Source organism: Spirillospora sp. CA-142024, assembly GCF_050942325.1.
In the GTDB taxonomy this organism is placed as follows: Bacteria; Actinomycetota; Actinomycetes; order Streptosporangiales; family Streptosporangiaceae; genus Spirillospora.
The window spans coordinates 7464635-7487847 of the sequence record NZ_CP192077.1 but is presented as its reverse complement, the minus strand read 5'-3'; the positions used below and the strand labels follow the sequence as shown (position 1 = coordinate 7487847).

Here is a 23213-nt window from a genome sequence, read left to right as displayed (position 1 = left end):
CCGAATGCGACAGGGGGCATCGGCGGGTGGGCGTACCACCATCGGAGTGACCGGTTTCACGAGGAGAGGAGTCGCCATGGCTCTGGAGACGGAGCCGCGGCGGGTGGCCGTCGTCGGCGCGGGCATGGTCGGGCTGTCCACCGCATGGTTCCTGCAGGAGCACGGCGCGGACGTCACCGTGTTCGACCGGCGGGACGTCGCCGCCGGGGCGTCCTGGGGCAACGCGGGGTGGCTGACGCCGGGACTCGCGACCCCGCTGCCCGAACCGGCCGTCCTCTCCTACGGCGTGCGCGCGGTGCTCAGCCCGTCGTCGCCCGTCTACGTCCCGCCGAGCGCGAACCCGGACCTGCTCAGGTTCCTCGCGGGGTTCGCCCGCAACAGCACCGCGGCCCGGTGGCGGCGCGCGATGGAGTCGCTCGTGCCGATCAACGGCCGGGCGCTGCCGAGCTTCGACGCGCTGCTGGCCGGCGGCGTCCAGGCGGAGACCCGCGACGCCGGGTCCTTCCTCGCCGCGTACCGGACGTCCGCTGAGCGGCGCGTCCTGCTGGAGGAGATCGAGCACATCCGCGCGGCCGGTCAGGAACTGGAGTACGACGTCCTCACCGGCGACGAGGCGCGCGAGGTGGAGCCCGCCCTCTCGGAGGAGGTCGGCGCCGCGATCCGGCTGCGCGGCCAGCGCTTCATCGACCCCGGCGTGTTCGTGCACGCCCTGGCCGACTCCGTCCGCGCCCGCGGCGGCAAGATCCGGGCGGGCGCCGCCGTCACCGGTGTCCGCGACGAACCGGGCGGCGTCGCCGTCCGGACGACCGGGAGCGACTTCGAGGCGTTCGACACGGTCGTGATCGCGAGCGGCGTGTGGCTCGGTGAACTCGCCAAGCGGTTCGGTGTCCGCTCCCTGGTCCAGGCGGGCCGCGGGTACAGCTTCAGCGTGCCGATGGACCGCGTCCCGGACGGTCCGGTCTACTTCCCCGCCCAGCGCGTGGCGTGCACGCCCTTGGGCGACCGGCTGCGCGTCGCCGGGATGATGGAGTTCCGCCGCCCGGAGGCCGCGCTCGACCCCCGCCGGATCAAGGCGATCGTCGAGGCCGCCCGTCCGCTGCTGCGCGGCGCCGACCTGGACGCGCGCCGGGACGAGTGGGTCGGGTCCCGTCCCTGCACGCGCGACGGCCTCCCCCTGATCGGCGCGACGCGCTCCCCGCATGTCTTCGCCGCCGGCGGCCACGGCATGTGGGGCATCACCCTCGGCCCGGCCACCGGGAACCTGCTCGCCGAAATGATCGCCACCGGCCGCCGCCCGGTCGAACTGGCCCCTTTCGACCCCCTTCGCTGACGACTGGGGGATATTTGCCGGTTTCGTCCGGGACAGCGCTGTACCGTCACTGGGTGATCCAGACATCCCGTGCGGGAGGGACGCCGATGGACGAGCCGCGGACGATCCAGCCGCTGACCCGGGCCCAGCGTGTCCTGGCCGGGGTCGGCGGCCTGTTCTTCGCCGGCCTCGCGGGACTGGGCGGCTACGGCTCGTTCGCCTCCGTCCGGGACGTCGCCGAGCCCTGGTTCGGCGACCAGGCGTGGATCGTCCCCGCCGGGGTCGACCTCGGCATCCTCGCCCTGGTCTCCGTCGCGCTCCTGCTGGAATGGCTGGCCATGCCGATGCCCGCCCTGCGCTGGATGGCGTTCGCCTTCACCGCCGCCACCGTCTGGCTCAACGTCTCCGCCGCACACGGCGACGCCACCGGCATGGTCATGCACGCCGCCATGCCGGTCCTGTTCATCACCTTCATCGAGGCCGTCCGCCACGCCATCCGCCGCCGCGCCGGAATCGCCGCGGGCACCGTCCGCGAAGGCATCCCGTTCGCCCGCTGGCTGCTGGCCCCGCCGTCCACCTTCCGGCTCTGGCGCCGCATGGTGCTGTGGCAGGTCACCTCCTACCCGCAGGCTCTGACCACCGAGCAGCGCCGCCGCCACGCACTCGCCCTCCTTGACGCCCACTACGGCCGCAAATGGAAGACCAGGGCGCCCGCCGACGTCGTCTGGATGCTGTCCGACGGCGTCATGCTCGACCAGGCCCTCACCCGCGTCACCGAACTGACGGCACCGGAACCGGCGCCGAAGCCGGTTCCCCAGCGCAAGGCTCCGGCCAAGAAGTCTCAGCGAGTGCCCCGAAGCGTCGCCACCGACAACGAGGCCCGCGCCCTCTCCATCATCGACGCCGAGCCCGGCATCAGCGGAGCCGAACTGGCGCGCCGCCTGGAGATCAGCCCCCGCCAGGGCCAGCGCCTCCTGAGCCGCCTGGCCAGGCCGGCTCCGGCCCGCACGCCCTGAGCGGTCACGTTCGCCTCTCCCGTTCCGTCAATGCGGTGAACGAAGGAGGAAGCGTGACCAATTTCGACATGACCCTGATGTACGCCATGCACGACGCGCTGCGGCGGGAGCTGGAGCACCTGGCCAAGGTCACCGCCCGCGAGGGCGACGACCCCCGCCGCATGCTGGCGGCGGCGGCCGGCTGGGAGCTGTTCAAGATTTCCCTGCACGCCCACCACACCGCCGAGGACGAGGCCCTCTGGCCGGTTCTCCGCGAGACCCTCGCCGACCGTCCCGACGACCTGGCCCTGCTGGACGCGATGGAGGCCGAGCACGCCGCCATCGACCCCGTCATCGAGGCCATCGACACCGGCACCGAGCCCATGGGCGAGCTCGTCGACGCCCTGACCACCAACCTCACCGCACACCTCGCCCACGAGGAGAAGGAGGCGCTCCCCCTGATGGACGTCACCCTGACCCTCGAACAGTTCCAGCACTTCGGCCAGGTCCACGCCGTACGCGTCGGCCCCAACGGCCCGCGTGTGTTCCCGTGGCTTCTCGACGGCGCCGACGACGCGACTGAGACGGCCCTGCTGGCCGTCCTGCCCGAGCCCGCCCGCGCCGCCTTCGAGGCGGAATGGCAGCCCGCCTACAAGGCCCTGACCCGCTGGCCGACGCACTGACGACCCCTCCGCGGCGGTGTGCCGCGCCCGGCCGCCGCCGCGGAATGAGCCGCGGCGGCGGCCCGGAGCCGTGCCGGGTCAGAGGTTGATCATGTGGCCGGCCAGGCCGTGCACGGCCTCCTTCATGGCCTCGCCCAGGGTCGGGTGGGCGTGGACGTTCCGGGCGACCTCGTTGACGGTCAGGTCCCACTGCTGCGCCAGGGTCAGCTCGGGCAGCAGCTCGGTGACCTCCGGGCCGATCATGTGCGCGCCGAGGATCTCGCCGTACCGGGCGTCGCTGATCACCTTGACGAAGCCGTCGCCCTCGCCCATGCCGAGCGCCTTGCCGTTGGCGCTGTAGGGGAACTTGGCGGTCTTGACGTCGAAGCCCTGCTCCTTCGCCTGCGCCTCCGTCCAGCCGAACGAGGCGACCTGCGGCTGGCAGTAGGTGGCGCGGGGGATCATCACGTAGTCGAGCTCCATCGTCTCGGCGTCCGCGATGGTCTCCGCAGCGACGATGCCCATGGCCTCGGCCGCGTGCGCGAGCATCAGCTTGGCGGTCACGTCGCCGATGGCGTAGATGTGCGGGACGGACGTGCGGCAGCGGCCGTCCACGTCGATGGCGCCGCGGTCGGTCAGCGCGACGCCGGTCTTCTCAAGCCCGTAGCCGTCCACGTTCGGCTGGAAACCGATCGCCTGGAGCACCTTGTCGGTCTCGATGACCTGCTGGGCGCCGTCCTTGCCGGTGACGGTCACCTTGACCTTGTCGCCGGAGTCGTCGATCGCGTCCACCCGCGTGGAGGTCAGCACGTCCACGCCGAGCTTGCGGTACCGCTTCGCGAGCTCCTTCGAGACGTCGGCGTCCTCGTTCGGGACCATCCGGTCGAGGAACTCGACGATCGTGACCTTCACCCCGTAGTTGTGCAGGACGTAGGCGAACTCGACGCCGATCGCCCCCGCGCCCGCGATCACGATGCTCTCGGGCAGCTCGGAGCTGAGGATCTGCTCCTCGTAGGTGACGACCCGCTCCGACAGCGACGTGCCCGGCAGCAGCTTGGTGTGCGCCCCCGCGGCGATGATGCAGTTGTCGAACGTCACCGTCTCGCCGGAGCCGTCCGCGCGGGCGACCTGCAGCGTGTTCGGGTCGGTGAAGGTGCCCCGCCCGTCATAGGACGTGATCTTGTTCTTCTTCATCAGGAACTGGACGCCCTTGACGAGCTTGTCCGAGACCTGGCGGCTGCGCTGGTAGGCGACGCCGTAGTCGAAGGACACGCTCCCCTCGACGTTGATCCCGAACGTCTTCTGCTCCTGGGTGAAGATGTGCGCCAGCTCCGCGTTGCGCAGCAGCGCCTTCGAGGGGATGCAGCCGACGTTGAGGCACACCCCGCCCCAGTACCTCTCCTCGATGATCGCCGTCTTCAGCCCGAGCTGTGCCGACCGGATCGCGGCGACATATCCACCCGGGCCCGCGCCCAGGACCACGACGTCAAAGTGTTCGCTCATATCCAAGGACGATATTCGCCCTGAGCTGGTGTTCGCATCCCGGCTGCCGAGCGGGGCGCGCGGAGCGCCTCGTAAGAGGCCGGCGTCACGTCCTGTTAGTGTTTCGAGAGATCTCCCGGCGGTCGCGAATCGCGGGAGGCGGGGCGGCGCGCCTGCGGCGCGAGCCCAGACCCGTCCCGGCCGCGGAGCCCGGCGGCGTCCCCAGGAGCAGCGGTGGCACGGCGATGGAACACCACGCCGCGGCCCGGTCGTTGTCCCCGTTCCGAACCGAGTGGAGGAGAAGGCGAGTGAGGATCCCCAAGCGCGTCAACACCGTCCTGGACTGGATGGAGCAGCACTATCTCGCGCTTGCGGTGGTCCTCGCGCTGGTCGTGGTCGCGCTGGTGGCCACGCTCGCGCCGCCGGCCGCCGGCTTCCCGGCCGCCGGGTTCGTGCTCGGCGGGGCGGCGGGCGGCCTGCTCGTGCACGTCCGGCTGAGCCGCCGCATCGCCCGCGCCCGCGCCGACGTCGACAACCTGCTCCGCGAAAACGGCGCGCTGCGGCACCGCAACACCGTCCTCGCCAGCGGGGTGATCACGCGGGAGGCGCAGGAGACGCAGGCCCTCGTCTCCATCCCGGAGGAGGACCCGCTGGACGAGCCCGGCCCCGGCCCCCAGGCCACCGCCACCCTCGACGAGCTGCTGGACGGCGACGACCCGCAGACCACCGACGAGCTTCCCGGGCAGGACGGCGAACCCCAGACCACCGACGAGCTGCCCGATCAGGGTGGCGACCCGCAGCGCACCACCGTCCTGCCCGCGTTGCCGGACATCCTCGGCGACGACGCCGAGGACACCGCGAGGGCGCGGCGCAGGTCCCGGAAGGCGTGACCCGGGGCACTTCGCGTCGGGTCACGGCGGTGTCCTATCTCACTCGGTGTCCCGTGTCACTCGGTCGCGTCGAGGTGCTGTTCGAGAGCGTCCAAGCGTGAGCTCCATGCGCGTCTGTAGGGGGCCAGCCACGCGTCCACCTCGGCGAGCGGCTCCAGGCGCACCTCGTAGACGCGGCGTTGCGCGTCCTGCCGCGATTGCACGAGCCCGGCGTCGCGCAGCACTCGCAGGTGCTTGGACGTTCCCGGCTGCGTGAGCCCCAGCCGCTCGACGAGTTCGCCCACCGGGCGGGGACGTTCCAGGAGCAGGTCCAGGATGTGGCGGCGGGTCGGCTCTGCGAGCACGGCGAACGCGGACGACATGGCCTCATCATAACCGGTCGTTCATATGTCCTATGAGGCATATATGGGTGCACCATCGCGTGCCAGTGCGACTTGTGTGGCGGTCCGGGAGAGCAGAGGTGGTGGACATGGCTTATTGCGATCTGACGATTACCGTCTGTAGCGTCGCCGTTGGCCGAAGACGGCCGCCTCCTGCCAGACCCACGACGAATCGGTGGTGTGGACGTGACGGAACAACAGCAGCAGCAGTTGAGCCTCGGTACCGCGGCGGCGCGCAACCTGGCGACCACGACCAAGTCCGTCCCGCAGATGCAGGGCATCACGTCGCGGTGGCTGCTGAAACTGCTGCCCTGGGTGCAGGCGGCCGGCGGCGCCTACCGCGTCAACCGGCGGCTCACCTACACGCTCGGGGACGGCCGGGTGACGTTCGTGACGACCGGTGCCGACGTCCGGGTCATCCCGCGCGAGCTCGGCGAGCTCGCCCCGCTGCGCGGCTACGACGACGACCTGACCTTGGACGCCATCGCGGGGCGGTTCACCCAGCAGGAGTACGAGCCGGGCGACGTCGTCGTGGAGCGCGGACGTCCCATCGACCGTGTCGTCCTCGTCGCGCACGGCAAGCTCAGCAAGATCGGCGCCGGCGAGTACGGCGCCGACGCCGTCCTCGGGACGCTGGCCAACGGCGACTTCTTCGGCGAGCAGGCCCTCCTCGGGACGGACGAGGGCGAGGAGCCGGCCGAGTGGGAGCACACCGTCAAGGCCGTGACCGCCTGCACGATCCTCAGCATGAGCGACGCCGACTTCCAGGAGACGCTCGGCCAGTCCGCGTCCCTCCAGGCACACCTGGAGGAGTACCGGGCCAGCCCGTCGCGCGCGCACAACGCACATGGCGAGGCGGCGATCGAGCTGGCGTCCGGGCACGACGGCGAGCCGGTCCTGCCGGGGACGTTCGTCGACTACGAGGGCTCGCCGCGCGAGTACGAGCTGAGCGTCGCCCAGACCGTCCTGCGCGTCCACACCCGTGTCGCCGACCTCTACAACCAGCCGATGGACCAGGTCGAGCAGCAGCTCCGGCTGACCATCGAGGCGCTGCGCGAGCGGCAGGAGAACGAGCTGGTCAACAACCGCGACTTCGGCCTGCTGCACAACGCCGACCTGTCGCAGCGCATCCACACCCGCTCCGGCCCGCCCACCCCCGACGACATGGACGACCTGCTCACCCTCGTCTGGAAGGACCCCGCGTTCTTCCTCGCGCACCCGAAGGCGATCGCCGCGTTCGGACGCGAGTGCAGCGCGCGCGGCATCTACCCCGACAGCGTGGACGTCGGCGGCCACAAGGTGCCCGGCTGGCGGGGCGTGCCCATCTTCCCCTGCAACAAGATCCCGGTCAGCCGGACGCGGACCAGCTCGATCCTGCTGATGCGCACCGGCGAGGCGGCGCAGGGCGTCATCGGCCTGCACCAGGTCGGGCTGCCCGACGAGTACCAGCCGGGACTGTCCGTCCGGTACATGGGCATCGACGAGAAGGCCCTCATCAACTACCTGGTCAGCGCCTACTACTCGGCCGCCGTCCTCGTTCCGGACGCGCTCGGCATGCTGGAGTCCGTCGAGATCGCGCAGGGCGGTACCGGCGCGTGACGGAGGAACCGCTGGCCCTCGGCACGCGGGCCGCACGCAATCTCGCGACGACGACCAAGTCCGTCCCGCAGATGCGGGGCGTCACCCCGCGGTGGCTGCTGACGCGGCTGCCGTGGGTGCGGGCGGACGCCGGCACCTACCGGGTGAACCGCCGCCTCACCTACCGGCTCGGCGACGGGCTGGTGACGTTCCTCAACGACGGCGCGCGGGTCAGGGTCGTCCCGCCGGAGCTGGCCGAGCTGCCGCCGCTGCGCGGCCTGCCCGACCCCGCGATCCTGGACGGCCTCGCCGCGCGGTTCGAGCAGCGCGAGTACGGACCCGGCGAGGCGATCGCGGAGGCGGGCCGGCCCGCCGACGCGGTCCACCTCATCGCGCACGGCAAGGTAGAGGAGAGCGCGCCGGGCGAGTACGGGGCCGGCAGCCGGATCGGGATCCTCGCCGATGGGCGGTTCTTCGGCGAGGGGGCGCTCCTCGACGCGTCCGGCGCGTGGCCGCACACGTTCCGCGCTCTCACCCCGGCGACCGTCCTGTCCCTGCCGCGGGAGGCGATCGAGGAGCTGACCGACCGGTCCGAGGCGCTGCGCGCGCACCTGGAGGAGTACCGGGACGCGCCCGTCCCGGCGCAGACGAGGCACGGCGAGGCGGCGATCGCGCTGGCGTCCGGGCACGACGGCGAACCCGAGTTGCCCGGCACGTTCGTCGACTACGAGGCGTCGCCGCGGGAGTACGAGCTCGCCGTCACCCAGACGCTCCTGCGCGTCCACACCCGCGTCGCCGACCTCTACAACCAGCCGATGGACCAGGTCGAGCAGCAGCTCAGGATCACGATCGAGGAGATCCGGGAGCGGCAGGAGGACGAGCTGGTCAACAACCGCGACTTCGGCCTGCTGCACAACGCCGACCTGCGGCAGCGGATCCAGACCCGCGGGGGCCCGCCGACCCCGTACGACATGGATGAACTGCTCGCGCGGCGCCGCAAGACCCGGTTCTTCCTCGCCCACCCGAAGACGATCGCCGCGATCGGCCGCGAATGCACCCGCCTCGGCGTGTACCCGTCCCCCGTGGAGGTGGACGGACGCCGGGTGCAGGCGTGGCGCGGCGTCCCCATCTACCCGTGCGACAAGATCCCGGTCACCCCGCGCGGGACCAGCTCGATCCTCGCGCTGCGCACCGGCGAGGACGACGGGGGCGTCATCGGCCTCCATCGTACGGGCCTGCCGGACGAGGTCCGGCCGGGCCTGTCGGTCCGGTTCACCGGCATCGACGACCGGGGGCTCCTGACCTACCTGGTCAGCGCCTACCAATCGGCCGCCGTGCTGGTGCCCGACGCCCTCGGCGTCCTGGAGAACGTCGAGATCGCCCGCTGACGAGAGGGGACGTGCCGTGCCCGCCTGGAGAGACGACCCGGCCGTGGTCCGCTGCGACCACCGTCCGGGGCCGGAACACCGGCCCCGGACGGCGGCCGAGGTGCTCACCTGGAGCCGACGCCTGCTCGACCCCGCGCTGCGGCGCGCGGTCGGGGCCATGCCGGACGCGATGCGCGGCGTCGCCTCGTTCCACTTCGGCTGGTGCGACGAGCGGGGCCGCCCGGCCGCCGGGCCGGCCGCCGGGGCGGGCGGCAAGGCGATCCGTCCCGCGCTCACGCTGCTCGCCGCGGAGGCGGCCGGCGGGACGGCCGCGGCCGCCCTCCCGGCCGCCGTGGCGGTCGAACTGGCGCACAACTTCTCGCTCCTGCACGACGACGTGATGGACGGCGACGTCACCCGGCGGCACCGCCCGACCGCCTGGACCGTCTTCGGGACGAACGCCGCGGTCCTGGCCGGGGACGCCCTCCTCGCCGCCGCCTACGAGATGCTCGCCGAGGAGCCGTCCCCGGCCGTCGCCCGAAGCGTCCGCGTCCTCGCCCGGGCCGTCCTCGACCTGGTCGAGGGCCAGCACGCCGACCTGGCCTTCGAGGAGCGCACCAACGTCACGCTCGACGAGTGCCTGGCCATGGCGAGCCGCAAGACCGGCGCGCTCATCGGCGCGGCGTGCGCGCTCGGCGCCCTCCACGGCGGCGCCACCACCGCCCGGACCGACCGCTTCCGCGTCTTCGGCGAGCGCCTCGGCCTCGCCTTCCAGCTCGTGGACGACCTGCTCGGCATCTGGGGCGAACCGGCCGTCACCGGCAAACCCGTCCACTCCGACCTGCGCAGCCGCAAGAAGTCGCTGCCCGTCGTCGCGGCCCTCACCTCCGGCACCCCCGCCGGGGCCGAACTGGCCGGGCTCTACCACCGCGACGCCCCCCTCACCGCCGAGGAGGCGGCACACGCCGCGGCCCTCATCGACGCCTCCGGCGGACGCGACTGGGCCGCCGCCCACGCCGGGGAACTCCTCGCCGACGCCCTCACCGACCTCGACGCCGCCGGCGCGGACACCGCCCCCGCCGCCGAACTACAGGCCCTGGCTCACCTCATCACCCATCGCGATCACTGACCCGGCCCCTACACTGCAAGGCGTGCCGCCCCTCGAACCCGCCGACCCGCGACGGCTCGGCGCCTACCGGCTCACCGCCCGGCTGGGCGAGGGCGGTCAGGGTGTCGTCTACCTCGGCCAGGGGGACGACGGCGCCGACGTGGCGGTGAAGGTCTTCCACGGGCAGCTGGCCGGGGACGCCGACGCCGCCGACACGTTCACCCGTGAGCTGGAGGCGGCCAAGCAGGTCGCGCGGTTCTGCATCGCGCAGGTGCTCGACTTCGGGACGGAGGGGGAGCGCCGCTACATCGTCAGCGAGTACGTCGACGGGCCGCCGCTCAGCCGGGTCGTCGCCGAGGACGGTCCCCGCACGGGCAGCGCGCTCGACCGGCTGGCGATCGGGACCGCCACCGCCCTGGTGGCCCTGCACGACGCCGGCGTGGTGCACCGCGACCTCAAGCCGCACAACGTGCTGATCGGCGCGGACGGCCCGCGCGTCATCGACTTCGGCATCTCGCGCGCGCTGTCCGGGGCGCAGACCATGGTCAGCCGCGCGGTCGGCACCCCCGCCTACATGGCGCCCGAGCAGCTCCGGCCGGGTGAGCTCGGTCCCGCCGTGGACGTCTTCGCGTGGGCGTCCACGATGGTCTTCGCGGCGACCGGGCGCGCGCCGTTCGGGAACGAGTCGATCCCGATCGTCTTCAACCGCATCGCGAACGAGGAACCGCCGCTCGACGCCGTGGAGGAGCCGTTGCGCGGACTCCTCACGGAATGCTTCGCCAAGGACCCGGCGGGCCGTCCGTCCGCGCAGGAGGTCCTCGACCGTCTCGTCCGCCGGACCGGCCGCTCCCCGGCCTCACCCGCCGCCCTGGCTTCACCCGCCGAGGCCGCGCCGCCGGTCTCGCCGCCAGTGTCCTTGCCGGTACCGCCGCCGGCGCCGCCTCCCGTGCTCCCGCGGGACGCCCCGCCGGCACCCGCACCCATGCCCGAAGGGGTGGCGGCCGGCGAGGTGACCGTGCCGCCGCAGGGTCGCGGTGCGCGGAGGGCGGGCGTCCTGGTCGGTGCGGGCGCGGCGGTGGCCGCCGTCGTCGCCGCCGTGTTCGCGGTCGCCGTGTTCGCGGACGGCGGCTCCGCGAGCGATGACGACAGCGGCGTGGCGTCGCGGCGCTCGGCCGGTGCGGCCGCCACGCCGTCGGCCGACGCCACCCGGGCGGGAAGCGGACGCGCGACCTCGGCGGCGGGACCGGGTGCGACACCGTCCGCCACGTCCAAGCAGCCGTCCACGCCGAAGCCGAGCCCCTCTGCGTCGCCGACCCGGCGCCCGAAACCCGTCCGGGTGGAGCTGGGGCCCGGACACTTCACCGCGTACTGCCAGAAGCTCGGCTGGGAGTGGGTCGAGTACCGGGAGACGCCGACCGCGGGCGCGTACTGCGTCAAGCGCAAGGGCGACACGATGAAGCTGACGCAGGCCCAACTCGACGCGGGATGCCAGTGGCGGTACAGCGACTCCAGGGCCCGTCACTACTTCAAGGGAAAGTCGAACTACTGCTATGCGATGAAGCCCGCTTCCTGATCGAGCATTTGTTCGACTAGGGTGGTGTGCCGTGCAGGCGAACCGGGCGGGTGTCACCCGTGAACATGTGCCGGTCCTGTGTCCGGCGGGGCATCGGCTCGAACCGGGGCGGGTCATCGTCGGCTGGTCGCCGTGCGTGTGCCCGCCCTGCGAGGGGCGCGGCCGCGGGCTGCGGGGCCACCGCACCTATCTGTGCCTCGACTGCAAGGACGAGCACGTCACGACGAAGTGCTACCTGCCGCACCACGTCCCGTCCGAGAACGCCGTCTACCGCTGGCCCTGAGCCCGGGCGATCGGTACGGCCCGGGCCAAGGGCCGGCGGTCAGCCCTTGATCTGGGTCCAGGCCTGCGCCCAGCGGGAGTATTCGACGCACTTGCTCCCGCGGTCGTCGCCGCAGTTCTTCACCGGGGTCTTCCAGAACGCCAGGCGCTTGTAGAACTCGGGGTCGCCGACGTGGTAGGTCGAGCAGAAGCCCTTGGCGGTGTAGTTGCACGCCTTCGGGTTGGCGGGCGCCTCACCGAACCACTGCGCGACCTCGGCCTGCACCTTCGGCATCGTGATCCAGTTCATCCACTTGTACATGCAGGTCGGATGCTGGGCCTTCGAGGAGATCATCCAGGTGTCGGACCAGCCGGTGGCGCCCTCGTTCGGGATCGTCGTCGCGACCGGCGCCTTGTCCGTCATGGCCAGGTTCGCGGTCACCTGCCAGGCGGTGCCCGCGTAGTTGTAGCCGCTCTTGAACGACTGCAGTTCGTCCAGGTAGTTCGCCCAGTACTGGTTGACGTTCGGGCGCTGCTGCTTCAGCAGGTCGACCGCCGCGGTGAACTGCTTCTCGTCCAGCGCGTACACGTCGGTGATCTTCAGGTCGGGGCGGTGCGTCTTCAGGTACAGCGCCGCGTCCGCGATGTAGATGGGGGAGTCGTAGGCGACGACGTGCCCGGCCGCGGGGGAGTCCTTGTCCCACACCACGCTCCAGGACGTCGGGCGTTGCGGGATCTTGTCCGTCCGGTACATCAGCATGTTGGCGCCGTAGCCGTGCGGGGCGCCGTACATCTGGCCGTCGACGGAGTTGTACGGCTGGTTCTTCAGGTACTTGGCGATGTCGTCGTAGCTCGTGAGCAGCCCGGTGTTGATGGGCGCGACCGTCCCGCCGTAGATGAGCCGGAGGCTGGCGTCGCCGGACGCCGACACGCCGTCGTACCGCCCGGTCTGCATGAGCGAGACCATCGAGTCGGACGTGTCGGCCACCTTCGTGTACACCTTGCAGCCGGTCGCCTTGGTGAACGGCGTGACCCAGTCGACCTTCGGATCGTTCGAGCCGTTCTCGGCGTACCCCGCCCAGGCGACCAGGTCGAGCCGGCCCTCGGGGGTACCGAGCTCCTGCATCATCGGGACGTCGGGCACCGCCGCCGTCTCGCCGGAGCCGTCGCTGCATCCGCCGGCGAACACCGCCGCGATCAGCGCGCCCGCGGCGAGCAGGACCCGGCCGCGGCGGGCCGGAGGCCGGACGGGAGTTGTCGCGTGCGGAGTACGAACCATCACGGTGAGGCATCGTAGGGGTATTTAGGGCAGTCTGTACGCACAAAACGTGATGAGCTGGAAACTGTCGACACGCAACGCCGTACAGTCTTAGGCTCTCCTGCGTTCCGCCCGCGCGACCCGTTCCGCGCAGTCGTTTCGCCCGACCGTCCCGAGTGGAAAGTTCAGCCGCAGTGCCAAATCGAGGCCGCACCACGGACTCAGCCGCAGGTCACCGGCGGGCCCCCAAGGCCGCGCGATTCCGATCCATCCGCTTCAAGGTCGTGCTGATGGTCACCGTCTCGGTGGTCTCGCTCGGCGTGCTGTGGGCGTTCGCCGCGAGCATCGCGCTCGGCGAGGGTCTCAACCTCCGGCATGTCAAGACCGTCCAGGAGCACTACGGTTACCCGTCCGGCGCGCTCGGCAGCGCGCTGCAGGCCGAGCGGCGACTGTCGATGGTCTACCTCGGCAGCCGCACGGAGGGCGACCGCGCCTCCATGGAGTCCGGCCGCCTGGTCACCGACCGGCAGACCGACCTGTTCCGCCGGCTCGCCGCGGACGCGGGCGCTCGCGGCGTCGCGCCGGAGAACACCCGGCGGCTCGCCGACAAGATCGTCAAGGAGCTGGACGGGCTGGACGACCGGCGCCGTTCCATCGACACCGGCAGGACGGACCGGGCGCGCGCGTTCGACGACTACACCTCACTGCTCGGCGACGTCGGCTCGCTGCAGGGCTCCCTCTCCACGCTGGACAACTCCGAGGTCGCCAAGGACGCCCGCAACGAGGCGTCGCTGACCCGCGCCCGCGAGGTCCTCGCGCAGGAGGACGCGCTGCTCGCAGGAGCGCTCGCCGCCGGCGGGATGACGGCCACGGAGCACGCCCAGTTCGTCAAGCTCGTCGGCACCCAGCGCAGCCTCTACCAGTACTCGGCGACCGAGCTGCGCCCCTCCGACCAGGACTACTACCAGCGCGTCGTCGGGATGCCCGAATACAGCCGGTTCCGCGTCCTGGAGGACCGGTTCGTCGCGTCCTCCCGGCTGGTCCGGTCCTCCGCCGCCGACGGCGGCGTCCTGTGGAAGACCACCGCGGACTCCAACCTCACCCGGCTCCGCGGCCTCGAACTGGCGGTGTCCGCGGGCGCCGAGAAGCGCGCCGAGCCGATCTCCGAGGGCATCATCACCCGCGTCGTCCTCTCCGGGGTGCTCGGGCTGGTCGCCGTCGTCGCCACCCTCGTCCTCGCGGTCTGGGTCGCCCGGTCCATCATCCGCGAGCTCCGCCGGCTGCGCCGCGAGGCGATCGACCTGGCCGACGTCCGGCTGCCCGGGGTGATCCGTCGGCTGCGGCACGGCGAGGAGGTGGACGTCGCGGCCGAGGCACCGCCGCTCGCCTTCGGGACCCGCGAGATCGACCAGGTCGGGGACGCGTTCAACGCCGCCCGGCGCACCGCGATCCAGAGCGCGGTCGAGGAGGCCACGCTCCGCCGCAACGTCAGCGACGTGTTCGTCAACCTCGCCCGCCGCAGCCAGACGCTGCTGCACCGCCAGCTCAAGCTGCTGGACTCGATGGAGCGCCGCATCGAGACCCCGGACGACCTGGAGGACCTGTTCCGGGTCGACCACCTCGCCACCCGCATGCGCCGGCACGCGGAGGGCCTGATCATCCTGTCCGGGCAGGCGCCCGGCCGCGGCTGGCGCAGCCCGGTCGCGATCGTGGACGTCGCCCGCGCCGCGGCGTCCGAGGTCGAGGACTACACCCGGGTCAACGTCGCCCCGATGACCCGCGCCGCGATCGTCGGGCCCGCCGTCGCGGACGTCATCCACCTGCTCGCCGAGCTGATCGAGAACGCCACCGCGTTCTCGCCGCCGCACACGACCGTCCAGGTGCAGGGTCAGGCCGTCTCGCACGGCTTCACCCTGGAGGTCGAGGACCGCGGCCTCAGCATGGACGAGCAGAGCCTCGCCGCCGCCAACCAGCGGCTCGCCACCGCCGCCGAGTTCGACCTGTCCGACAGTGCCCAGCTCGGCCTGTTCGTCGTCGGGCGGCTCGCGCGCCGGCACGGCATCAAGGTCACGCTGCGGACCTCCCCGTACGGCGGCATGACCGCGATCGTGCTGCTGCCCGAGGATCTCGTCGTCCCGGACGAGGGGGACGTGCCCCACGTGCCGCCGGCCCTCACCACCCGCCGCGCGGAGGACGCGCTCGTCCCCGTCGGCACGGTCCTCGGCGACGCCCGCCACCACGCCCCGCAGCCCGGCCTTGAGCAGGGCTACGACCAGGGCGGTTCCGTGCTGCGGCTGCCGTCCGGACGGCACGCGGCGGCGGCCCCGCCGGAGGACCCGCTCGTCCAGCCCCCGCCGCCCGCCGGCCCGTTCGGGTCACCCGCCGCGCCTCCGCCCACGCCCATGGCTCCGCCGACGCCCATGGCTCCGCCCACGCCCGTGCCGCCGCCCGCGGCCTCGTCCACACCGCCGCCGGAGGATCCGGACGCGCTGACCGGGCCGATCCCGGTGTTCGAGGAGCCGATGCAGGGACCGGTGCCGACGCCGCGGCCGGCCCCCTCGCCCTGGGGCGACGCACCGGCCGTGCCCGAGGCCCAGCCGGCGCGGCCCTCCGCCGCCCCGCCCGCCTCGCCCGGCGTCCCGCGCTCGCCCCGCGAGGTCCGCCGCCGCCCGCCCGGCGGCTCCGGCGGGGCGGAGCGTCCCCCGTTGCCGAAGCGCGCACGGCAGGAGAACATGGCCTCGCAACTGCGCGAGGACCAGTCCGCGACGCCCGCGCCCGCTCCCGCGGCGCGCGCCGGCCGGTCGCCCGAGGAGCTGCGGTCGATGATGTCGTCCATTCAGCAGGGCACCCGGCGCGGCCGCGCCGAGTCCCTCGACAACGAGGAATCGTGACGGACCATGACCGGTCCTGGCAGCGAATGGCTCGATGACGAGGCGGGGCCGATCGTCCGGTCGTACGCGCTCACCCGCGGCCGGGCCAGGCCCGCGACCGGCGAGGCCTTCGACATGATCACGATCGTCTCGACCACGGCGCGGCCCCGGTCGGGTTCGCCCGGCATCGGCCCCGAGCACCTGGACATCCTGGAGATGTGCCTCCAGCCGCAGCCGGTCGCCGAGATCGCGGCCCGGATGCGGCTGCCCCTGGTCGTCGTGCGGGTGCTCCTCGGCGACCTCCTGCACCACCGGCTCATCACGGCCGCCCGCCCCCAACAGGAGAGCGCGCTCTCCAAGGAACGTCTGCTGAGGGAAGTGCTCCATGGTCTCCAAGCCCTCTGAGAACCCGGAACCCGGAGGGGTCGCCGGGGGGCGTGGGGGGTCGTCCCCCCACACGGGACAGGTTCCCGTGGCCCCGGTCGCGGTGAAGATCCTCATCGCCGGGGGATTCGGAGTCGGCAAGACGACTCTCGTCGGCGCCGTCAGCGAGATCCGCCCGCTGCAGACCGAGGAACTGCTCACCGACCGCGGCGTCGGCGTCGACGACACCGCGGGCGTCGAGCAGAAGACCACCACCACGGTCGCGATGGACTTCGGCCGCATCACGATCCGCGACGGCCTCGTCCTCTACCTGTTCGGCACCCCCGGCCAGGACCGGTTCTGGTTCATGTGGGACGAGCTGTCCTACGGCGCGCTCGGCGCCGTGGTGCTCTCGGACACGCGGCGGCTCGCGGACTGCTTCCCCGCCGTCGACTACTTCGAGAACCGCGGGCTGCCGTTCCTCATCGCGGTGAACTGCTTCGACGACGGCTACGACTACACGCCCGACGAGATCCGGGAGGCGCTCGACCTCGCCGACTCGACCCCGGTCGTCCTCTGCGACGTCCGGGAGCGCTCGTCCGGCAAGGAGGTGCTGACCACCCTGGTGAGGCACCTCCTCGCCGTGCACGAGGCCGAGACCCAGGCAGGCGCCTCGGCGCTGTAGGCTGCCGGGCGAGATGAACCGGACACGCGCACGGCTTTCGGACGGCCGCGAGATCATTTACTACGACGAGGCGGCGGGCCGGGTGCCCGTCCCGGATCCGCGCGGGCTGCCGCCCGTCGAGCCTGTGTGCGAGACGCGCCGCGACCCGCTGACCGGCGACCACGTCACGATCACCGCGCACCGCAACACGCGCACGTTCCTGCCGCCCGCCGACCAGTGCCCGCTGTGCCCCGGCGGTCCCGCCTCGGAGATCCCGGACGCCTCCTACGACGTCGCGGTGTTCGAGAACCGCTTCCCGTCGTTCGACGTCCGCACGCCGCCGGTGCCGCCCGCGATCGACGGCGTGGAACGTGCCCGCGGCGCCGGACGCTGCGAGGTCGTGTGCTTCACCGACGACCACTCGGCCTCGATGTCGCGGCTGCCGGTCTCACGGGTCCGGACGGTCGTCGACGCGTGGGCCGACCGCACCGCCGACCTGTCCGCCGTCCCCGGTGTGTCACAGGTCTTCGTGTTCGAGAACCGGGGCGTCGAGATCGGCGTGACCCTGCACCACCCGCACGGCCAGATCTACGCCTACCCGTTCGTCACCCCACGCACCGAGCGCATGCTCGCGATGGCCGCCGCCCGCCCCGGGCTGTTCGGCGATGTCCTGAAGGCGGAGGCCGCCGGTAGCCGGGTGGTGCTCTCCGGCGAGCACTGGACGGCCTACGTCCCGGCCGCCGCCCGGTGGCCGGTCGAGGTGCACCTGATGCCGCACCGGCACGTTCCCGACCTCACCGCCCTCGACGCGGGCGAACGCGACGAGCTGGCCGTTCTCTACCGGGACCTCCTGCGCCGCTGCGACGCCCTCTACGGCACGCCGCTCCCGTACGTCGCGGGCTGGCACCAGGCACCGGTCGGGGAGGGCCGCGACCTGCTCCGCCTGCACCTGGAGCTGTTCTCCGTCCGGCGCGCCCCCGACAAGATCAAGTTCCTGGCCGGCTCGGAGTCGGGCATGGCCGCCTGGATCAACGACGTCCCGCCGGAGGACGTCGCCGCGCGGCTCCGCGCCGTCACCGCCGGCTGAGCGGGGGACCGTCCCGGGGCGACCGCGTTTTCGCGACTCCGTGGAACGATCTCAGCCGGGTGGCCTACTCTCCCTCGCATGCCGGAAAGCGGGCTGGCGGAACTGCTGGCGCAAGGGTCCTTCGACGGCGTCGCCGCCACCGCGGAGGGGCCGCCGCTGGCATTCGCCTCCCAGGCGGGCCAGGGCGCGAACACCGGACGGGCATGGGACCCGGCCGCGGGGTCTCCGCTCGGCCCCCCGCTTCCCGACTTCCCCGCCGACCGGGCGGCGTGGGTGTTCGGCGCCCCCGCCGGCTCGCCGACCGTCGCGTGGACGTACCGCGACCGCCTCCACGTCCACGACCTGCACACGGGCCACGAGCTGACCTTGGACGGGCAGCCCGACCTCCTCGCCTTCGCCGTCCACCACGGGCGCGCCGCCGTCGTCGCGGTCTTCGGCCCCGCGAACGACGCCCAGGTCGTCGTCCGGGACGCCCTCACCGGCGACGGCCTGGCCGACTTCACCGTCTGGCTCGGCCACCGGACCGCCATCGACCGCTCGGTCCTCCACTCGGCGCCCGCGTCCGGCCCCCTCATCGGCCTGCCAGGCGACTCCGCGGTCGGCCTCCTGGACGTGGAACGCGGGGAGGAGATCGCCGCCCTGCCGTCCACCTGCGTGCTCCTGGCCCCGTCCCCGGACGGCTTGGTCGTCGTCGAGCCGACGTCCACGGCGCTGACCGTCCGCGGCCTGGACGGCGACCGGCTGGCGACTCTGCCGACACCCGTCCCCTGCGACCACGTGACCGCCGCCCTGGTGGACGGCCGCCTCCTGGTCGCCGCCGTCCGCCGAGACGACCCCCGCGCACTCCTGGCCTGGAACCCTGAGTCGCCCGAGCCGTCCCACCACATCGAGCTCCCGGCCCCAGCCAACGACCTGGCCCTGACCCCGACCGGCACCCTCCTGGCCGCCACCGAATCCGGCCTCTACAAGACCCACCCATGCCTCTAGGCACCGCCCCGCGTCCCGGCAGCCGGAAGGGCCGGCCGCTCCTCTACCTGGACGTGGACGGGGTCCTGAACCCTGAGGCGCCCCTGGAAGGCTTCGCCGAACACGCCATCGGCCGCCTCACCGTCCGGATCAACCCGGACCACGGCACATGGCTCCGCGACCTGTCGGCCCACTACGACCTGGTCTGGGCGACCACATGGGAGGAGCACGCCAACGAGTACATCGCCCCGCTCCTCGACCTTCCGCCGCTTCCGCACGTGGCGATCTCCGCCTACGAGCCGCAAGACGGCGATCCTCGGACGCCACTCCTGCAACTCCCGCGCATGCGCAAGTGGGCTCCGATCCTCCGCCACGCGGACGGCCGTCCCTTCGCCTGGGTGGACGACGTCATCCCGCTGACGGTCCGGCGTCAGGCGCTCCCGTACCGCCGGGGCCTGCGCTTGGTGCGCGTCCGTCCAGAGGAGGGCCTGACCCGCCGCCATGTCGACGGTCTCCGCCGGTGGGCCGGGCGGCTGGAGCGGCGCTAGGAGGTGATGGAGAGGTCGGGTGAGGAGGCGAGGGTCTGGAGGACCACGCAGTAGCGCTCGGTCAGGCGGAGGAGCGTGGCCATGTCCTCGTCGGTGGCGTCGGTGTCCAGGTCGAAGCTCAGCCGGATCGCGCGGAAACCCACGGGGGTCTGCTTGTCCACGGCGAGGGTGCCGCGGAAGTCCAGGTCGCCCTCCGCCCTGACGGTGCCGCCGCGGACGTCGATCTCCAACGCGGTCGCGACCGAGCGCAGCGTTACTCCGGCGCAGGCGACCAGTGCCTGCAGCAGCATGTCACCGGAGCACAGGGCGGTGCCGTCGCCTCCGGCCGCCGGGTGCAGCCCGGCCACCGCCAGCGCGCGGCCCGTCTCCACCGAGCACGCGATGCCCTCGTCCAGACCACCCGACGCGCGCAAGGTCACGAGGGCCGAGCCGGGGTCGTCCCGGTACCGGGCCTTGAGCGGCCCCTGCAGGTTTCTCAGCTCCTGGCTCTTCATCACGCCCCCGTTCGGTGTCCGGCACTTTCGATGATGCCCCGTATGCCCGGCTCGGCAACGCCGTCAGGTGCGGCCCATCGAGGCAATGAACGCGGCCGCCCCATGGACCGGAACGCGTCCTGGTCCATGGGGCGGCCGGGTCGAGCGGCGGCTGGTGTCAGCCCTTCGCGAACTTGTACTGGATAGCCGCCTCCTTGGCGCTGATGGCGCGGTCCAGGAACATCAGGCCGTCCATGCGGCAGTTGCAGGGGTTCCTTTCGACGGTGTTCTGCGGGAAACTGCCGCCGATCTTGATGCCGCGGGGGTCCGTGGCGGACGTGAGGTCGGGTTCGGGGGCGCCTTCGAGCTTCCACGGGTCGCCGGCCACGGTGTAGAAACCGGGGAGCGGCTCGCCGTCCTTGTAGAGCGCCATCTGCCCGGTGTCGTAGTCGAACGTCGCGGCGAGATGCACCCAGGTGTTCTGGGGGAGGATGCTCTGCCAGTCCTCGTTCGCCGCGAACGTCTGGGAACTCGATCCGTCCACGCGGCGGCCCAGCGCGACGACGTGGAGCGTGCCGCCGACGTCGATGATCTCCAGCAGGGCGCGGACGGCGTGCCCGTCGGAGTCACCGGTGAGCAGCCCGGAGAGCCCGATCGCGTTGTACATGTCGTTCGGGTTGGACGTGACGGTGTTGGGGCTCGGGTTCGTCCCGGTCATCTTGAACCAGCCCATGAGGGTGGCGCCCTTGGCGGCGTTGAACGCGCGCAGGGACGGGACGCCGGTCGCGGAGTAGGTCCCCGCCTTCCAGTCGTCGTTCCCGGTCGCGGTCGGGTCCACCTGCTTGAGCTGGATGGCGTGCCGCCGCGCGCCGTCGCGGACCCGCATCGCGGCACCGCCGTTGATCAGGTCGATCGTGGTCCCGGACCGTCCGCGGTCGGCCTCCCGGGACGGGTCGCCCGGCACGGGATGCTCGAAGTCGTAGTAGGAGATCAGGTTCTTCTTGAGGGGCGGGAAGACGCCGCCGGTCGAGGCCTGGGCCGGGGCGGCGACGGAGAGGGAGGCACCCAGCAGCACGGTCACGAGTGCGGCGGGGCCACGGCGAATGAGCATTTTTCTGTCGACTCCTTGGAGCCCTCCGGGCGGGCGACGGGGGGCCGAAGCCCGCCCGGAGGAGGCCGTTACTTCGCTGGGGTTCCGTGGACCGTGAGGTCGCGGAGCCGGCCGATGTTGTCGAACGAGCCGAAGCCCACCCGGCCGGAGCCGAGCGTCTTGTCGATGGTCGTGAAGACCGGGCGGGACGCCCCGTCCACGTACACGGCCGTCTCGCCGGTGTCCGCGCAGCGCGTCACGCTGACCCGGTGCCAGGCCTCGTCCTTGATGGACGGCGGGGCGCCGTGCGACCGGTTCGCGTTCCACTGCTGGTCGATCCGCAGCCGGTCCGCGCCGTTCACCAGGAAGATCCCGTTGTGCGGGTAGATGGTGTTGTCGCTGGACAGATGGGCGTAGTAGAAGTGCGTGTCGTCCTGGTAGCCGAAGACGACGATCACGTCCCGGTTGCTGACCGACACCGGTGTGTCGAGCCGTACCTGGGCGTCGATCCGCGTCGAGGTGAGCGCCGGTCCCTTGTTGAGCACCGCGTACTCGAACGGGCGCCGCGGCCCGGGGCGCTGCTCACCGGCCTCGGCGAGGATGACCTGGTCACCCGGGAACTGCCACTTGGACGGGGTGACCGGCGACCAGTTCTCGCCGTCCATCACGTGGCCGATCCTGACCGGGCCCGCCTTGCAGGACGCGAACCGCTTCGTCCCGACGACCTTCCAGATCTTGCCGTTGGCCTTGGAGAGCAGATACGGCTCGCCCTGCGCGTCCGACCCGTACCGCAGGTCGACGCGCTTGTCGCCGGCCAGCTCCTGCATCGTGACGGGCTTGCCGGACGTGTCGTACGCCGTCATCGAGTAGATCTGCGCGCGGTTCGTGCCCGTCGCGTCGTGCTTCATCTCCGACTCTTCGGTGTACATGAGCCGGCCGTCCACGATGTCGGTGAACAGGTACTTGCCGCGCAGCGCGGGCAGCTTGGCGCCCCGGTAGACGTAGCCGCCGGAGATGGCGTGGCCGGTGTCGCTGCTGCAGTTCCAGTCGGCGGGCGGGTCGTGGTCGTAGGCCGCGACGGGGTACTCGTACTTGTTCTTGGCGTCGTCCGCGGGCAGCGGGTACAGGTGGCAGCGGTCGTCCTTGCGGAACGTGAACGCGCCCTCCCGCTCGCTCCACCCGATGTTCGCGCCGGCGTAGAGCTCGTGGATCGACTCGATCTCGTGCTCGCCGATGTGCGCGAGGAACATCCGGTGCGTCCCGCCGGTGTCCCAGCTGAACCGGTGCGGGTCGCGCATGCCGTAGGCGAAGATCTCGCCGACCTTGCCGGCCTGCCCGGCGTACGGGTTGTCGGCGGGGATGCCGTACTTGCCGTTGGCGCTGTTGTTCCCGGCCGGGTCGATCCGCAGGACCTTGCCCTGCGGGACGCCGAGGTTCTGCGGGTCGCCGCCGTTGTCGCCGACGTTGCCGTTGCCGCCGTCGCCGACCGACATGTAGAGCTTGCCGTAGTCGGCGTCGCCGGGACGGGCGTTGGGGTTGAAGTCGATCTGCTGCAGGTTGTGGATCCGCCCGGCGAACCCGATGCGCAGGAGTTCCCGGTGCGTGCCGGAGAAGGTGTTCGACTTCGGGTCGGACGCCGTCCACTCGTCGATGACGCCGTGGTAGGCGGTCTTCGGCTGCGGCGTGAGGTCGGGCGTCTTCGTCGTGAGCGCGTTCCCCGCCTCGACGTGCGCGGTGTAGAACTTTCCGTTCTTCGCGTAGTCGGGATGGAACGCGACGAATCCGAAGCCCTGTCCGAGCCCGGCCTGGGAGAAGAAGTCGGGCGCGAAGGTGGCGCCGACGTCGAGGTAGACGTGCTGCTTGCGGGTCTTCTTGTCGAGCAGGTACAGCTTGCCGTTCAGGTCGGGCACGTAGAGGCGGCCCGAGCGGTCGGGGACCTCACCGACGTAGTTGATGCGGTTCCACCGCAGCAGCCGCGGGTCGGTCGGGGTTCCGGTCGGCGTCGACTTCGGAAGCTGCGCGACCTCCTGCAGCACGAGGCCGAGGCCGGAGGGGGCGGGGTCGTCGGGGATCGGGTCGAGGATCGGCGCGTCGTCCCGCGCCTGCGCCGCCGGCGGTACGGCGAGCAGCGGCAGCAGCAGCGCCGCGATCGTGAGGAGACACCATTTGAGGTTTCTTCGCATTCCGGCCGTCCAAGGGTGGGGGTAGTGGTGGCTGGAAAGCGCTTTCTGGAAGCGCTTTCCCGAAACTACGACCGCCTCCGCCCCACGTCAAGAACGAATTTGGTCC

At 72.1% G+C, this 23213-nt stretch carries 21 protein-coding genes; 15 read left to right on the top strand and 6 right to left on the bottom strand.

Annotation, left to right across the window (positions count from 1 at the left end; all coding sequences use genetic code 11):
• The first annotated feature begins 76 nt into the window (after positions 1–76).
• Genes ACQPZP_RS35330 through ACQPZP_RS35320 form a run of 3 tightly spaced genes read left to right on the top strand, consistent with a single transcriptional unit; the run spans position 77 to position 2987 of the window.
• A complete protein-coding gene (locus ACQPZP_RS35330; RefSeq protein WP_433474025.1) occupies positions 77–1330 on the top strand; it encodes an NAD(P)/FAD-dependent oxidoreductase in 1254 nt (417 codons plus the stop codon).
• 53 nt (positions 1331–1383) lie between these two features.
• On the top strand, positions 1384–2325 hold the full coding sequence (locus tag ACQPZP_RS35325; protein ID WP_433474024.1) for a DUF2637 domain-containing protein: 942 nt from the start codon (positions 1384–1386) through the stop codon (positions 2323–2325).
• A gap of 53 nt (positions 2326–2378) precedes the next feature.
• Complete coding sequence (locus ACQPZP_RS35320; RefSeq protein ID WP_433474023.1) at positions 2379–2987, top strand: hemerythrin domain-containing protein; 609 nt, start codon at positions 2379–2381, stop codon at positions 2985–2987.
• A gap of 78 nt (positions 2988–3065) precedes the next feature.
• Here ACQPZP_RS35320 and lpdA read toward each other — a convergent pair whose 3' ends face one another.
• Positions 3066–4469, bottom strand: coding sequence for a dihydrolipoyl dehydrogenase (gene lpdA, locus ACQPZP_RS35315; protein WP_433474022.1), 1404 nt, complete (start codon positions 4467–4469; stop codon positions 3066–3068).
• A 287-nt stretch (positions 4470–4756) separates the two neighbouring features.
• Between lpdA and ACQPZP_RS35310 the strand changes: the two genes are divergently transcribed.
• Entirely contained in the window at positions 4757–5338 is a 582-nt protein-coding gene (locus ACQPZP_RS35310) for a hypothetical protein (protein WP_433474021.1), read from the top strand.
• Positions 5339–5394: 56 nt separating this feature from the next.
• On the opposite strand, the gene ACQPZP_RS35305 is transcribed toward ACQPZP_RS35310, so the two are convergent.
• Complete coding sequence (locus ACQPZP_RS35305) at positions 5395–5700, bottom strand: ArsR/SmtB family transcription factor (protein WP_433474020.1); 306 nt, start codon at positions 5698–5700, stop codon at positions 5395–5397.
• A 198-nt stretch (positions 5701–5898) separates the two neighbouring features.
• Here ACQPZP_RS35305 and ACQPZP_RS35300 point away from each other — a divergent pair, with 198 nt between their 5' ends.
• Genes ACQPZP_RS35300 through ACQPZP_RS35280 form a run of 5 tightly spaced genes read left to right on the top strand, consistent with a single transcriptional unit; the run spans position 5899 to position 11627 of the window.
• Positions 5899–7317, top strand: coding sequence for a family 2B encapsulin nanocompartment shell protein (locus tag ACQPZP_RS35300; protein ID WP_433463730.1), 1419 nt, complete (start codon positions 5899–5901; stop codon positions 7315–7317).
• On the top strand, positions 7314–8684 hold the full coding sequence (locus ACQPZP_RS35295) for a family 2B encapsulin nanocompartment shell protein (protein ID WP_433474019.1): 1371 nt from the start codon (positions 7314–7316) through the stop codon (positions 8682–8684). Before ACQPZP_RS35300 ends, ACQPZP_RS35295 begins: the two co-directional genes overlap by 4 nt.
• A gap of 43 nt (positions 8685–8727) precedes the next feature.
• The gene (locus ACQPZP_RS35290; RefSeq protein ID WP_433479728.1) at positions 8728–9792 is read left to right on the top strand and encodes a family 2 encapsulin nanocompartment cargo protein polyprenyl transferase; all 1065 of its coding nucleotides are present in this window, start codon (positions 8728–8730) and stop codon (positions 9790–9792) included.
• A gap of 22 nt (positions 9793–9814) precedes the next feature.
• Positions 9815–11344 carry a serine/threonine-protein kinase gene (locus ACQPZP_RS35285; protein WP_433474018.1) on the top strand — a complete coding sequence of 510 codons (1530 nt, stop codon included), beginning with the start codon at positions 9815–9817 and terminating at the stop codon, positions 11342–11344.
• A gap of 31 nt (positions 11345–11375) precedes the next feature.
• Complete coding sequence (locus tag ACQPZP_RS35280; RefSeq protein ID WP_433463727.1) at positions 11376–11627, top strand: hypothetical protein; 252 nt, start codon at positions 11376–11378, stop codon at positions 11625–11627.
• A 39-nt stretch (positions 11628–11666) separates the two neighbouring features.
• Here the strand turns inward: ACQPZP_RS35280 and ACQPZP_RS35275 are convergent, their stop codons facing one another.
• Positions 11667–12884, bottom strand: coding sequence for an ABC transporter substrate-binding protein (locus ACQPZP_RS35275; protein ID WP_433479727.1), 1218 nt, complete (start codon positions 12882–12884; stop codon positions 11667–11669).
• A gap of 269 nt (positions 12885–13153) precedes the next feature.
• On the opposite strand from ACQPZP_RS35275, the gene ACQPZP_RS35270 reads away from it, so the two are divergent.
• The 6 genes from ACQPZP_RS35270 to ACQPZP_RS35245 all read left to right on the top strand — a co-directional run bounded on the left by ACQPZP_RS35270 (position 13154) and on the right by ACQPZP_RS35245 (position 19361).
• Positions 13154–15754, top strand: coding sequence for a sensor histidine kinase (locus ACQPZP_RS35270; protein WP_433474017.1), 2601 nt, complete (start codon positions 13154–13156; stop codon positions 15752–15754).
• 6 nt (positions 15755–15760) lie between these two features.
• On the top strand, positions 15761–16138 hold the full coding sequence (locus ACQPZP_RS35265; protein WP_433474016.1) for a DUF742 domain-containing protein: 378 nt from the start codon (positions 15761–15763) through the stop codon (positions 16136–16138).
• A complete protein-coding gene (locus tag ACQPZP_RS35260) occupies positions 16119–16781 on the top strand; it encodes a GTP-binding protein (protein WP_433474015.1) in 663 nt (220 codons plus the stop codon). Before ACQPZP_RS35265 ends, ACQPZP_RS35260 begins: the two co-directional genes overlap by 20 nt.
• 13 nt (positions 16782–16794) lie before the next feature.
• Positions 16795–17847, top strand: coding sequence for a galactose-1-phosphate uridylyltransferase (gene galT, locus ACQPZP_RS35255; RefSeq protein ID WP_433474014.1), 1053 nt, complete (start codon positions 16795–16797; stop codon positions 17845–17847).
• Between the two features lie 78 nt (positions 17848–17925).
• Positions 17926–18834: a hypothetical protein gene (locus ACQPZP_RS35250; RefSeq protein WP_433474013.1), complete on the top strand. Its 909-nt coding sequence runs from the start codon at positions 17926–17928 to the stop codon at positions 18832–18834.
• Positions 18825–19361, top strand: a complete 537-nt coding sequence (locus tag ACQPZP_RS35245; RefSeq protein WP_433474012.1) for an HAD domain-containing protein — start codon at positions 18825–18827, stop codon at positions 19359–19361. Before ACQPZP_RS35250 ends, ACQPZP_RS35245 begins: the two co-directional genes overlap by 10 nt.
• Here ACQPZP_RS35245 and ACQPZP_RS35240 read toward each other — a convergent pair.
• The 3 genes from ACQPZP_RS35240 to ACQPZP_RS35230 form a co-directional block, all read right to left on the bottom strand.
• Entirely contained in the window at positions 19358–19855 is a 498-nt protein-coding gene (locus ACQPZP_RS35240; RefSeq protein ID WP_433474011.1) for an OsmC family protein, read from the bottom strand. The genes ACQPZP_RS35245 and ACQPZP_RS35240 overlap by 4 nt on opposite strands.
• 157 nt (positions 19856–20012) lie before the next feature.
• Positions 20013–20945 carry a LamG-like jellyroll fold domain-containing protein gene (locus tag ACQPZP_RS35235; protein ID WP_433474010.1) on the bottom strand — a complete coding sequence of 311 codons (933 nt, stop codon included), beginning with the start codon at positions 20943–20945 and terminating at the stop codon, positions 20013–20015.
• A 68-nt stretch (positions 20946–21013) separates the two neighbouring features.
• Entirely contained in the window at positions 21014–23107 is a 2094-nt protein-coding gene (locus ACQPZP_RS35230) for a PQQ-dependent sugar dehydrogenase (RefSeq protein ID WP_433474009.1), read from the bottom strand.
• Between the last annotated feature and the right edge of the window lie 106 nt (positions 23108–23213).

Coding starts and splice junctions, on each gene's coding strand:
- ACQPZP_RS35270 (WP_433474017.1), top strand. CDS start 13,154: ATGGTCACCGTCTCGGTGGTCTCGCTCGGCGTGCTGTGGGCGTTCGCC.
- lpdA (WP_433474022.1), bottom strand. CDS start 4,469: ATGAGCGAACACTTTGACGTCGTGGTCCTGGGCGCGGGCCCGGGTGGA.
- ACQPZP_RS35250 (WP_433474013.1), top strand. CDS start 17,926: ATGCCGGAAAGCGGGCTGGCGGAACTGCTGGCGCAAGGGTCCTTCGAC.
- ACQPZP_RS35230 (WP_433474009.1), bottom strand. CDS start 23,107: ATGCGAAGAAACCTCAAATGGTGTCTCCTCACGATCGCGGCGCTGCTG.
- ACQPZP_RS35260 (WP_433474015.1), top strand. CDS start 16,119: ATGGTCTCCAAGCCCTCTGAGAACCCGGAACCCGGAGGGGTCGCCGGG.
- ACQPZP_RS35265 (WP_433474016.1), top strand. CDS start 15,761: ATGACCGGTCCTGGCAGCGAATGGCTCGATGACGAGGCGGGGCCGATC.
- ACQPZP_RS35245 (WP_433474012.1), top strand. CDS start 18,825: ATGCCTCTAGGCACCGCCCCGCGTCCCGGCAGCCGGAAGGGCCGGCCG.
- ACQPZP_RS35330 (WP_433474025.1), top strand. CDS start 77: ATGGCTCTGGAGACGGAGCCGCGGCGGGTGGCCGTCGTCGGCGCGGGC.
- ACQPZP_RS35275 (WP_433479727.1), bottom strand. CDS start 12,884: ATGGTTCGTACTCCGCACGCGACAACTCCCGTCCGGCCTCCGGCCCGC.
- galT (WP_433474014.1), top strand. CDS start 16,795: ATGAACCGGACACGCGCACGGCTTTCGGACGGCCGCGAGATCATTTAC.
- ACQPZP_RS35235 (WP_433474010.1), bottom strand. CDS start 20,945: ATGCTCATTCGCCGTGGCCCCGCCGCACTCGTGACCGTGCTGCTGGGT.
- ACQPZP_RS35240 (WP_433474011.1), bottom strand. CDS start 19,855: ATGAAGAGCCAGGAGCTGAGAAACCTGCAGGGGCCGCTCAAGGCCCGG.
- ACQPZP_RS35305 (WP_433474020.1), bottom strand. CDS start 5,700: ATGTCGTCCGCGTTCGCCGTGCTCGCAGAGCCGACCCGCCGCCACATC.